Annotated in this window: 13 protein-coding genes; 9 read left to right on the top strand and 4 right to left on the bottom strand. The window is 49.4% G+C overall.

Annotation, left to right across the window (positions count from 1 at the left end):
* Both NTW95_14145 and NTW95_14140 read left to right on the top strand, forming a co-directional pair.
* Positions 1-791 (top strand): SPASM domain-containing protein (locus NTW95_14145; protein MCX6558549.1); only part of this gene is annotated, 791 nt, incomplete at its 5' end.
* A 36-nt stretch (positions 792-827) separates the two neighbouring features.
* Positions 828-1,580 (top strand): DNA alkylation repair protein, encoded by a 753-nt coding sequence (locus NTW95_14140; GenBank protein MCX6558548.1) that lies wholly within the window; start codon positions 828-830, stop codon positions 1,578-1,580.
* Between the two features lie 86 nt (positions 1,581-1,666).
* Here the strand turns inward: NTW95_14140 and NTW95_14135 are convergent, their stop codons facing one another.
* The 4 genes from NTW95_14135 to NTW95_14120 all read right to left on the bottom strand — a co-directional run bounded on the left by NTW95_14135 (position 1,667) and on the right by NTW95_14120 (position 5,614).
* Complete coding sequence (locus NTW95_14135; protein MCX6558547.1) at positions 1,667-2,176, bottom strand: signal peptidase I; 510 nt, start codon at positions 2,174-2,176, stop codon at positions 1,667-1,669.
* A gap of 88 nt (positions 2,177-2,264) precedes the next feature.
* Positions 2,265-3,014 carry a SynChlorMet cassette protein ScmC gene (gene scmC, locus NTW95_14130; GenBank protein MCX6558546.1) on the bottom strand — a complete coding sequence of 250 codons (750 nt, stop codon included), beginning with the start codon at positions 3,012-3,014 and terminating at the stop codon, positions 2,265-2,267.
* A gap of 416 nt (positions 3,015-3,430) precedes the next feature.
* Positions 3,431-3,955, bottom strand: coding sequence for a hypothetical protein (locus NTW95_14125; protein ID MCX6558545.1), 525 nt, complete (start codon positions 3,953-3,955; stop codon positions 3,431-3,433).
* A 192-nt stretch (positions 3,956-4,147) separates the two neighbouring features.
* On the bottom strand, positions 4,148-5,614 hold the full coding sequence (locus tag NTW95_14120) for a glycosyltransferase family 4 protein (GenBank protein ID MCX6558544.1): 1,467 nt from the start codon (positions 5,612-5,614) through the stop codon (positions 4,148-4,150).
* Between the two features lie 117 nt (positions 5,615-5,731).
* Between NTW95_14120 and NTW95_14115 the strand changes: the two genes are divergently transcribed.
* The 7 genes from NTW95_14115 to NTW95_14085 form a co-directional block, all read left to right on the top strand.
* Entirely contained in the window at positions 5,732-6,025 is a 294-nt protein-coding gene (locus tag NTW95_14115; GenBank protein ID MCX6558543.1) for a PqqD family peptide modification chaperone, read from the top strand.
* Between the two features lie 39 nt (positions 6,026-6,064).
* On the top strand, positions 6,065-7,165 hold the full coding sequence (locus NTW95_14110) for a radical SAM protein (protein MCX6558542.1): 1,101 nt from the start codon (positions 6,065-6,067) through the stop codon (positions 7,163-7,165).
* The gene (locus NTW95_14105; GenBank protein MCX6558541.1) at positions 7,149-8,285 is read left to right on the top strand and encodes a radical SAM protein; all 1,137 of its coding nucleotides are present in this window, start codon (positions 7,149-7,151) and stop codon (positions 8,283-8,285) included. Before NTW95_14110 ends, NTW95_14105 begins: the two co-directional genes overlap by 17 nt.
* 15 nt (positions 8,286-8,300) lie before the next feature.
* Positions 8,301-8,588, top strand: coding sequence for a hypothetical protein (locus NTW95_14100; GenBank protein ID MCX6558540.1), 288 nt, complete (start codon positions 8,301-8,303; stop codon positions 8,586-8,588).
* A gap of 32 nt (positions 8,589-8,620) precedes the next feature.
* Entirely contained in the window at positions 8,621-9,535 is a 915-nt protein-coding gene (locus NTW95_14095; protein MCX6558539.1) for a hypothetical protein, read from the top strand.
* Between the two features lie 75 nt (positions 9,536-9,610).
* Entirely contained in the window at positions 9,611-10,165 is a 555-nt protein-coding gene (locus NTW95_14090) for a signal peptidase I (protein MCX6558538.1), read from the top strand.
* Between the two features lie 267 nt (positions 10,166-10,432).
* Positions 10,433-11,679 (top strand): ABC transporter transmembrane domain-containing protein (locus tag NTW95_14085; protein MCX6558537.1); only part of this gene is annotated, 1,247 nt, incomplete at its 3' end.

Below are 11,679 nucleotides of genomic sequence, written 5' to 3'. Positions count from 1 at the left end.
CCATGGGGCTGTTTGAAGCCATCCTGAAAGATATCTCGGCCGCGATTCCCAAATCCCGGCTCAAAACCGTCAGTTTTGCCGCCTACAATGAACCGACACTGGATCCTTTCTTCAAGGACAGGCTCAGGATGCTCGGCCGGTATGGTTTTGATTACTGGTTTATCACCAACGGCAGCCGGATAACTTCCGATCTGGTCGATTTTTTATCCCGAGAAAAACCTTTGATTACTAATTTCCACATCAACCTTCCCGCCATCGACCCCGACGAGTATCGGCAGGCCACTTCAGCGCCCGCTGCCGACATCAACCAAATACGGGAGAATTTAGCGCGTCTTTTTAAAAACCAAGGGGAAAAAGGTCCTCCTATGGCCATCATCGTTCACGGTAAAAGCGATGCCATTCACCTCAATAATTTCAACCGCATGAAAGAATTCTGGAAAGATTACCCAGTCAAAATTGTTTTTCAAGGAGTCATGAACCGAGCTGGCATGCTCGATCACATCGCCGGGCCGCCCGTCGATCATGGCAGCGACGAAGTTTGGTGCACCGCCAGATACTTTGAAAACCTTTATATTGGAGTGGCCGGCAATTTGTATCTATGTTGCCATGACTATTATCAAAAGTACAGTTTCGGAAACATAGCGGATGAGCGCCTCGAAACCTTGCTTGCATCAATAAAAAGAAAGGATATGCTGCGAAAATTTACCCACGATTTCTGTCGCCATTGCCCGTTTGCCGTGAAATTTGCAGATATTCGGTTAAACTTGCAAGAACGACCATCATTAAAGTAAATGATAAATGGAAATGATTGAAAACAGGAGGGTTCCATGCCGACAGCCGTTTTGACCCCGCAGGCCATCGCCCGGCAAGCGCTGGGAAAATTGCGCGCCCAAGCTGACCCGGAAAGGGCCCGCCAGGTGCAGAATTATTTCAAGGAAACGGTGCGCTCCTTCGGCATACCTTCGCCCGCAGTCCGGGCTCTGGCCACCGAATTGTACCTCGCTATAAAAAAAACATGGCACATTGAACAGGCGCTGCAACTGTGCGTTATCCTTTTCCCCAAGCCCGAGCTTGAAGCCAAGAGCATCGCCACCTTGATTTTAGTCCGCTTCAAAAAAGAATTTCCATGCGAACTCTGCACCCAGGTCAAGCAATGGCTGGCTAAAGACTTTCTTGACAACTGGGCTTCGGTCGATATCTTCTGCCCGGAGATTATGGGCACACTGCTCCTCCGTTACCCTGAACTGGTCAAGGATATAAAAACCTGGACCGGCCATCCCAACCGCTGGGTCAAGCGGGCGTCGATCGTATCGTTTCTCAAACTGACCAAAAAAGAGGGCTTCCTGGATATCATCTACGACCAAGCCGTTGCCCTTTTCCCGGTCGCCGACGACCTGATCCACAAGGCCAACGGCTGGGTGTTACGCGAAGCCGGCAAGCGCGACATGGCCAGGCTGGAACGCTTTCTGCTCACGCACGGCCCGGCCATCCCGCGCACAACCCTGCGCTACGCCATCGAGCGCTTCCCCGAAACCCGGCGCCGCGAGCTGCTTCTCAAGACCAGGGCAAAAAATATTTAAACTGTTATTGCTGTTTTTGCGGGAAGTCTGGTCGTGGCCCACTTGACAGAAACGGCCGCATTCGCCATCGGAAGAGGATGGTTTTTTCAATTTCCCAGGTGGACCATTCTGCGCAGGCGACGCATGGCCTTGGCCAAAATCCGGCGTACCGGAGGCCAAAGAGGATAAAAGACTAGATAGAAATTCGTCCAGAAAGAAGATGATGAACGGTTCGGCCAGAAACGGGCCCGGTCCTGCCGCTCCACTTTGGTGATTAATCCAAGAATGTTTTCCACCGATATCCAGCCGTCGGCTGCAGGGCAATTATCACCTTTGATGAAATACCTCTTCTCCCGCTTATGCAAGACCCGGTGGACCAGCATCTGCGGCCGCTCGGGGTGACGAAAAGCGAGGACATCGCCGCGCTGAGGCAGGATATCTTTCAGCGGCGAGACGGTAATAAGGTCGCCATCGCGGATAGCCGGGGTCATGCTGTAGCCTTTGGCTTGAAACCTGAATGAAGCGCCTTTCTCATGCATGGCCTCAACCAGTTCCATGACCACTGGCGCCGTCAACGAGAACCCTTCATCCCTGATTTCCGCGACAAGATCGCTCATGGTCACCGCTTCCCCTTCAGGACAGATCGGACCAGGTTACTGCTTCCCGCAGGCTGAATGACAAAAATTGTAATCAGGGTCCTGGCTTTCACCCTTTCATCTTATGCATTTTTGCCGGCGCATTCAAGAATCCTTCAATTTCATCCCAGAAATTGCCGCTAAGACTTATTTCCAAACGGCAAACAGGAATCTTTTTACTGACCGCAATGGCATTGTGAAAACGCATCTTATTAATGCGGCGGAGAGCGCCCATGCTCATCCCGTTGGCCAGGATTGCAAATGTCTGGCCGCTGACATCGACCAGTTCGCTGATGGCCTGGCGAATGGGTAGTTGGGAAATATGATCTTTTTTGTTTTTGGACAACATGCAGATCAGCCCAAGCTTTACGGCGGCTTGGACATCCCAGGACCCGCTCATGTCTCCCTCCCTGTATCGACTCCAGGTCGGCCAGGGGTGGGCCCAATAAGTTCCATCAGCAGCCTTAACGATCAGGGCATTGTCATCACTGAGAGCACACCAGGGAGGTGGCAATTTTATACTGGCGGTAGTCTTCCCAACGCCCCCGGGCCCGGCCAGGATCACCCCGACGCCCTTCCGTTCGGCCAGCGCCCCGTGCACCAGGAGGCCACCCTTCTTTTCAGAAGCGTTGGCCACGATCCGAGAAATGCGCTCCAGCTGGAAGGCCATCTTTTCCGACGTGGAAAAAGGTCCAACCAGGCAAGGAATCTCATTATCGTGTTCAACAGGCAAATCTTTCCAGCGGATCTCCTCCGGTGAAACATTGATCGATATTTTAGTGATCTGCCTGGTTTTGTGAACCGCAAGAGCCGTTGCCACTTCCCGGTTTATCCCCAACACGCGTTTAAGACGTGAAATAAGGAGAGAAGAATTTTTCCCCCTGCCATAAAAATCCCATCTGAATCCGTCGACTATTTTTAATTCGGCTACTGCTTTTATTTTTTTTTTGATGGTCGGAAATTAATTATGAGTTCCGCCTGTACCACATTTCCCGCTGTATACAGTTTCTCCAGTTTTGCAATTATTCCCAGCACTAGCGCCGACATCGCACTTACCACCATCAGTCGATCCGTTTCTGCACGCCCCCTGGGCAACCCCGGATAATGACACCGCTTTCGGTTTTTGGTATACAGGTTTTTTCATTTTAGCGGTATTTTTCATATTTCTCTCATATCAATTATAGTATTTTTTGTATATTTTTCAATATCTTTCCTTATTTTAGTTTTTCCCCGGCGTTAGCGGTGCTGTTTTTGCAACAGTTGACCTATTGAGAAATTATTGACAACGGACTGCGCTGCAGCCACACGCTTGTTGACCAAATCCATGTCCAAATCGCGACGGAGCGGTTCACAAAAGAACTGCAGGCACAGCAGGCTGCGGCAGTCCGGCTGCAAACGGCAGTCATTGTCCCAGAAAGCGCACAGGTTTCTTCGGTTGTTAGCAAAATTTGGCTCAGGCAGTTCGCAGCCGCAGCGAGTCAGCAAATAATCGGTCAAATTGAAGCAGCCGACCGAGCCGGCTATATAGATGCTGAGCTCAGGCGAACTGAGGCGGCAACACGTCCCATAAGGGCAATGAGGACAATTCTTACGCACGGCGGGCAATATAAGCTCCTGGACCGCCATTACAGCCCTTTTGTAGACAGAGGACTGCTCGCGCAGGTATCTTAGATCATCCGGCCGCATGACATGATAGGCAAACTCGAACGCTTGGAATTTTTCCCGAGCCGACTCGCAATCGCGCACTATTTTCTTGCTCAAATTAATAACTTTCCAGCCAATTTTTCAACTCTCCGCCAAAATAAATATAACACATTCCTTGTTGCTTGCACAACTACAACAAGGGCATGGCACGCCGTTCTTTCATTTTAATACACGCGGAACGAACATTCCTAAATAATAAATTGGCTCCATGCGCTCGAGGAGATGCCCGTGGAGGCTGCTCCCAAGGGCTCAAGGGAGGTGCTCGTCCGGGTCACTCGAGATCGTCGTACGGGTCGGATACGACCGAAAGTGTCTCGAGTAGTCATAGGTGAGTGCCGGAGCCAGATTTCGATACTGTGACGAGTCCCTAGCTGCGACGGCTGCGAGTTCCTGCCAAAGGTGCTCGTAGCTCTCAACAGTATGGCGGATGTTAAAACGCTCACGAGCCTCCGTCCGGTTGCGCTCGGCATAGCTCGAACGCAGCTCCGGCCTCTCCACGAGCAGCAGCAGGTGTTCATCGAGAAAAGCCTCGTCCAGGGAGATCGACTGGGCGATGGCTTGAATCGTCTCGTGGCTATAGGGATGCCTGAAGACATCCATCTCCCCAATCAGACTGTCTTGCACATCCCATGTCGTCGGCACAAGGAACCCGTTCACTGCCGGACGAACGATGTCACGGTACCCGTCCCAATCGGTGCACACGATCGGCAGCCCGACGGCCATCGCCTCGACCAGGGAAATTCCATACGACTCCTGGAGGTTGTCACTAAGGGAAAGGAAAATATCAGCCGCGGACAGCAAAGCGACCTTCTCGCCATCGGCGAAGTTCGGCCGGCATATCGCCAAGCCGACCAACCCGCGTGCGGCAATTGCCGCCTCCAGAGCAATTACCTCCTGGTTCGAACCGGCACCGGCGAGCACCAAGAGTACACGTTGAGAGGTCCGTGACTGGATTCTCGCCAGGGCATCGAGCATGCGGCTGTAGGTCATTTTCGACGAACTGGATAGGCGGGCAATCGACAGGAGAATAACGGTATCGCTTGGCAGCTCAAGTGCTCGGCGGGCCTCCAGCCGATCGATAGGTTCGAAGGCCTCCATCTCCAAGCCCGGTGGGATGACTTCCACTCGCCCGCGCCAGGTTAGAGCGCCCCCAGAGAGGTCAGCTACATCAGCCATGAGGACCTCCACCGCCGCCTTTGTCGCGTGGGAGAGCACCACGAGGGCGTCGAACGGGCGTCCACCCAGGTTTAGCAGGCAGACGTCGAGTAGCTCGCGGAGATGCCCCCGGGTCGCGATCGTGTAGGTGTTGCGGGTCACCGGTACCGGGTAGTCTCGTTCCAGCCACCGGCGAAATACGAGCTCCCGCTCAGGCTGAATAGTCTCCATGTATAGTACGTCGCACCTCGGGGGCTTTTTGGGCCAAGCGAGATCGAGCGGACAGATCCGAACTCGGCTATCAATCCGGGCAAGCCTTCCCATCTCCTCTCGGGAGAGCACGGACAGCTCCGAGGAACTGAAGTAGCACTGATACGCATCGGCTCGGCCGTAGCGCAGGAAGGCTTGGGCCAGTGCTTCCATAAAACCATTGAATTCTGCCATGAAAGCCTGTCGCATATGAAGTGGTTGCACCCAAACACGGTTCGGGCATGTGATGAAAGAAAAGCTGACGGGGATACGAACTGATAAGAAACTGATAGAAAAATCGACTTTACCCATGATGGGAGTCTAAGGGGAATCAAATGAAATTGCAATAACCAGGGTGAATGGACGTTGAGTTGTTGACAACTAAATTTTTCTTGTATATACTTGTTTAATCGTAAGGAGAATGCGTGAATGCCAAATGAAAAAATCAAAAATTTGCTCGTTCGCAACCCTGACGTAGTCCTCCGCGAAGAAGACCCGGACGGGGCACTGCTCTTCAACCCCGATACCAACCAGATCCGGGTGATCAACACCACCGGCTTGTTCATTTGGAAGCACTGCGATGGTAAAAAAGATTTGCCGGCTATTATTTCCGCCCTAAAAAAGACATTTGACAGCGTGCCTGAAGCCGAAGTCGAAGGGCAAGTCAAGACCTTTGTCGACGATATGCGGTCCAACGGTTTTTTGGGAATTCCCCGGAAATAAAGAGAAATAAATTTGAATTCAAGCCGTAAAATCAATAAATTGCCATCGCCCAAAAGCGTCAGCATCTCCATCACCGGCAAATGCAACCTAAAGTGCAATTACTGTTTTTATGCCAACGAGATGGCAGGTTTACAGGACCTGCCTACCGCCACCTGGCTAAAATTCTTTGCCGAGCTGGCAAAGATCGGCATCATGGATGTTTCCTTGACCGGCGGCGAAGCGTTGCTGCGTCCCGATATATTCGAACTGATCGACGGGATTATCGTTAACCGCATGCGTTACAACCTCCTGAGCAATGGCACCCTGATTGACGAAAAGCTGCTGAAAAAATTCGAACAAGGGAAACGGAAGTTACGCCTTGATTATATACAGATCTCTATCGATGGCTCCATTGCTGCCATTCACAACCAGAGCCGCCCAAGCTCCTTTGACAAAGCGATCCGCGGTTTAAAAGTTCTAAAAGAGGCCAATTTCCCTCTGGCGGTGCGCGTGACCATCAACCGCCACAACCTCAACGACCTTGAAAATATCGCCAAATTGCTTCTCGAAGACATCGGGTTGAACTCCTTCGGCAACAACGAGGCCATGCCCATCGGCTCGGGCTGCCGCAGCGACGCGGACATGTCCCTGTCCCCCAAAGAACAAATGGCAGCCATGGCCATGATCGGCCGTTTGCAACGGCGCTACCCCGGCCGCCTCAAAGCCCAAGCCGGCCCGCAAGCCAAGCGCAAGATGTACGCCGAGATGGTCCATGCCCGGCGCACGGGCGAAAATCCTCATACCTGGTCCATGGGCTACCTGACCGCTTGCGGCTGCGTGTTTTCCAAGATCGACATCCTCCACGACGGCTCGGTCGTCCCCTGCTGCATGCTGCCCGGTTTGGTGATGGGCAACATCTGCAGTGACTCCCTACTTGACATATGGTATAATCATCCAACCTTGATCGCACTGCGTGAACGGAGAAGCATCCCCACGAATGAGGTCGCGGGGTGCGAAACCTGCGAATGGAATAAGTACTGCAATGGCAGTTGCCCCGGGCTGGCCCAGCAGCTGACCGGAGACTTCAACCGCGCCAATCCCGAGGATTGTTTTAAGAATTTCTTGAAAGAAACAGGAGCGAGTTATGGGCTGCGAGCCTGAGTTGTTGAAAAAAGAAGCCATGCCGGCCGCGACGCGGAAGCTCGATCTTCCCGAGGGCGTGCCGCCGCTGACCTCGCTCTACATGTACATTGCCGGCTCCTGCAACCTGACCTGCCGCCATTGCTGGATCGAGCCCGATTATCAGGCCGATAATAACAACGGTAAATTCCTCAAACTCGAACATCTTAAAAAAGCTATAGCCGAAGCCAAGCCTTTGGGATTGCAATCGGTGAAACTGACCGGTGGCGAGCCTATGCTGCATCCCCAGTTCTGCGAGATCGTTGATTATATTGAATCAGAAAACATTGGCATGATCATGGAGACAAACGGCACTTTGATCGATGATAAAATAGCCCGATTCCTGAAATCAAAGCCGCATTTCAACTTTATCTCTGTTTCGGTCGATGGCGCCAGAGCCGAAACCCACGATAAGTTGCGCGGGGTCAATGGTTCTTTCAAGAATGCCGTTGCCGGCATCAAGGCACTGGCCAAGGCTGGATTTCACCCACAGATCATTTGTACCTTGCACAAAGGCAATGTCACAGAGCTGGAAGACATAATAAGAATGGCCGTAGGCTGGGGTTGCGGGTCAGTCAAATTCAACCATATACAACAATCAGGTCGCGGTGAAGTTTTTTATTCAGACAATGGATTAACTGTAAAAGAATTGATCTTGCTTTTCAACAAAATTGAAGCAAAGATAAAAAAGAAATATCCTATCTCGATTTATTTTGATATACCCCAAGCATTTTTTCCAATAAAAAAACTTCTGAATGACAGCATGAACCGGTGCGCAATAAAAAACATTCTGGGAATACTTTCAGGAGGCGAGATGGCATTATGCGGGATCGGCGTAACAGTTCCGGAACTTGTTTGCGGTAACATCGGAACGGATCATATTAAAAATGTTTGGATTAACCATAAATTTTTCATGGAATTAAGAGATCAAATCCCTTCAAGTTTTACAGGCATATGCGGAAATTGCATTTTTCGTGATAGTTGCATTGGCAGCTGCATTGCCAACAATTATCATCAATCAGGGAAGCTCACATCATCTTATTTTTTTTGTGAGGAATCAAACAGATTAGGGATCTTTCCCCAAAATAGAATCAACAAATAAAATGGAGGATAAATTATGATAAAAAAATCAAAAAAACTTCTTTATGAATCGCCCATTTCAAAAGATTTATCAAATTTAAGCGTGAGTGGACAAGTGCATACTCAAGGAGAATGCACAGCAGGGACATATCCTTATGCGAATTGTGTTAATGGCCCCTCTTATGAAGCCACCTGCGTCCCTGGATCGAATGTCGACACTGCTAAGCCATTATGTTCATTTGGAGGTTATGTGAACACTCCAACTTGCAATACCGGGGCAAGTGCTGCAACGATTTGTATTTCGGGAGCACATCAAAATGTATAAACATTAAAACAAACTGACAAATTTAATAAAAAGTGGAAGTTTATTATCAAAGACTAGGAGGTTTGCAACAAAAAATAGTAAGCGATATAAAAATCCCATTATTAGAAACTGAAAAATTTTCACAATATTATTGCCGGAAAGAAAATTTTCGTGCAATATTTTATTTTTTCCTGCTAGACCAGAACTCGCATCACATATCCCGCTTAACAAAACTTGAAAAAGAAGCATTATCAAAAAGTATTGGTTTTCCGAAAAGATGGTTGGAAAGCAAAGCTTTATGCTTTCCACAAATACGCGAAGTAATCCAAAACTGTTTGATTTTTCCAGAATTATCATTCATTGATCTTAGTTGGAAAAGAATTCTGATTCAAAACTTCAATACCAACGAATTTTATGTTTTTTATCCATTGGAAAAAGAAAAAACATTTAGCGATATAGCATTTTTGGCTGGATTCAGAAACTTAATCTGGGGGAGTTTTCCAAAGTATTCTTCGATGCTCATGCATGGAGCTTCTGTCATAATCAAGAAAAAAGCAGCCTTATTTCTGGCTCCTGACGAGGGGGGCAAAACAACAACGATTTCCCAGTTTAATAAAGAAAACATATTGAATGATGACCAAATAGTTCTTAAAAAAAACAAAAAAGGAATACATATACATGCAACACCTTTTGGCACAATCTCGTGTGGAAATAAATCGGCTCCATTGGGAGGTATTTTTCTTATTCATAAATCACATTTTTTTCGAATAAAAAAAGCCAATCCCCAAAAAATACTGGAATTCATATGGAATGAGCACATGATAAATTCCATAATAATCCCAAAAAAAATGAGAATCGATTTGTTCAACCTTCTTTATGAAGTTGTAAAACAAACACCAGTCTATAACCTTTATCTAAAGAAAGGAGAAGTTGATCAGAAAACAATTAGTCAATCACTTCAAATCTAATTTTTTATGAATTCGACTAAAAGATCAATGTTGACTAAAAACATAAAAAATTCTCTGATTTATTCTGGCAATAGTATGAAAGGAACTTTCAAACCGGGTGACAATTTATTTGTAAATAGTATATTTTTAAAAAAACTAAATAAAGGCGATATTCTTGTCATTAAAAGTCAAGATTCAAAATTAATTGATAAGAAGCTTGTCCACCGGATAGTAAATAAATCGGATAATACTTCGATTACCCGCGGAGATAACAACCCTCAAAACGACGATGAACCAGTGACGGAAGAAAATCTCATCGGCAAAGTAACCTATTACGAGCGCAAAGGAAAAATTCACAAAGTTTGCAACGGAAGGATAGGATTGATCTGGGCCAGGGTACTGCATGGCCGGCTACATATCATAAGAGCTATGAAGTTCTTTTTAAGAAAACCTTATCGCCTACTGAAAAAAACAGGCATTATTGCCAGGCTCTGGCGGCCAAAAATTGAAACGATTTATTTTGAAACCCAGGACGGACCGCTGGTCAAATACATTCACAAAGACAGGACTGTGGCCAGCTGCTGGGTGGACAGCAAGCGCTGGTGGTTCCGAAGGCCTTATGATTTTGTCATCGGGCCAAAAGTAAAATAGCCGAAAAACAAGCTCATCCTCAAGATATATATCCCCCCGGCCCCTAAAGGGACAGACAAACTATATCCACCAGGGTCGGCGGATAGTTTGTGCTGCTTCGCCACCCCCCTTGGGTAAGGGGGGTTAAAAACATGCAAGATAGCTCAATAATAATTTCTTATATTGATTTTTCTTCTCATTTCCCCCCTTACTGAAGGGGGGATAAAGGGGGGATCTCTTTGTTTGTCAATTTCACTCTTCACCCAAAATGAGCTATAATCCCAATAGATGAACTCCTGGTTCGCATACCTGAAAGGCGCTCTGAGCCGCCGCCTGCCCGAAGACAAACTGGCTATCGGGCCAAAAAAAGACCGCCTGCGGGCCAATCTGAAAAACCTGGTCCCTTTCATCAAACGCCATTGGCGCAAGGGTGCACTGGGAGCGCTGCTCATCCTGCTGACCTCGCTGCTGGCCTTTCCCGGCCCGCTGATCACCCGCTACCTGATCGACAAGGTCATCCTGGGCAAGCGGCTCTCGCTGCTTCTGGGGGTGATCTTGCTCCTGGCCGGCATCAAAGCAGCCGGGACTATCTTTGGTATCCTGCAACAGTTTTTTTTCACCCGCTTCGAGCAGGAAGTATTGTTCGATATCCAGCAGGCCCTGTTCGACCGTACCCTGAGCCTGCCCAAATCGTTTTTCGATTCCAAGGAGACCGGCTACCTGATGTCGCGACTGCTGGGCGACGTGGGCGGCCTGCGCTGGTTTTTTTCCAGCACCATGGTATATATATTCACTTCCTTGCTGCGCTTCGGCGGCGGCGTTTTTTTCCTCCTTTACCTCAACTGGCGCCTGGCCACGGCCGTGCTGGTCGTGCTGCCGCTGATGTTCATCTCGGTGCGCTTCTTCGGCCGCAAGATGCGGGTTTTGAGCCATCATGGCATGGAACGCCAGGCCGAGGTCTTTCAATCGGTTCAGGAATCGCTGGCCCAGACGTCACTGATCAAAGCCTTCGCCACCGAAAAGCGGACCCTGAACTCGTTGATGGGCAAGCTGCGCGCCTCGCTGCAGCTGGGCATGGAACAGCAAACCCTGGGCTCCGTGGCCAACCTGGCCATCGGCGCCGCCCCGGACATTGCCGGCATGATCGTCCTGGCCAGCGGGGCCTATCTGATCATCCGCGGGCAGTGGAGCGTAGGCTCGATGCTGGCTTTTCAATCCTACGTCGGTTTCGTCTACGGTCCGGCCCAATTCCTGGCCACGGCCAACTTCCAGTGGCAGAACGCCGTCGCCTCCCTGGAGCGCGTATCGGCCCTGTTCGACGTGGTGCCCGAGGAAAACGTCGGGAAAGGGATAAAAGTGGACCGGCTGAAGGGCGAGGTGGAATTCAAGCACGTTTTTTTCTCATACAACAGCCTGGACACGGTGCTGGAAGATATCTCCTTCACGGCCATGGCCGGCGAACATCTGGCCGTCGTCGGCCCCAGCGGCGTGGGCAAAACAACGCTGGTCAGCCTGATTTTGCAGTTTTACCGTCC

Source organism: Candidatus Aminicenantes bacterium, from assembly GCA_026393795.1.
GTDB lineage: Bacteria > Acidobacteriota > Aminicenantia > UBA2199 > UBA2199 > UBA2199.
This window is presented reverse-complemented; position numbering and strand designations above follow the sequence as displayed.

Excerpts from the sequence above, each read along its gene's own strand:
- NTW95_14140 (MCX6558548.1), top strand. The coding sequence starts at position 828 with ATGCCGACAGCCGTTTTGACCCCGCAGGCCATCGCCCGGCAAGCGCTG.
- NTW95_14135 (MCX6558547.1), bottom strand. The coding sequence starts at position 2,176 with ATGAGCGATCTTGTCGCGGAAATCAGGGATGAAGGGTTCTCGTTGACG.
- NTW95_14120 (MCX6558544.1), bottom strand. The coding sequence starts at position 5,614 with ATGGGTAAAGTCGATTTTTCTATCAGTTTCTTATCAGTTCGTATCCCC.
- NTW95_14115 (MCX6558543.1), top strand. The coding sequence starts at position 5,732 with ATGCCAAATGAAAAAATCAAAAATTTGCTCGTTCGCAACCCTGACGTA.
- NTW95_14105 (MCX6558541.1), top strand. The coding sequence starts at position 7,149 with ATGGGCTGCGAGCCTGAGTTGTTGAAAAAAGAAGCCATGCCGGCCGCG.
- NTW95_14100 (MCX6558540.1), top strand. The coding sequence starts at position 8,301 with ATGATAAAAAAATCAAAAAAACTTCTTTATGAATCGCCCATTTCAAAA.
- NTW95_14090 (MCX6558538.1), top strand. The coding sequence starts at position 9,611 with ATGAAAGGAACTTTCAAACCGGGTGACAATTTATTTGTAAATAGTATA.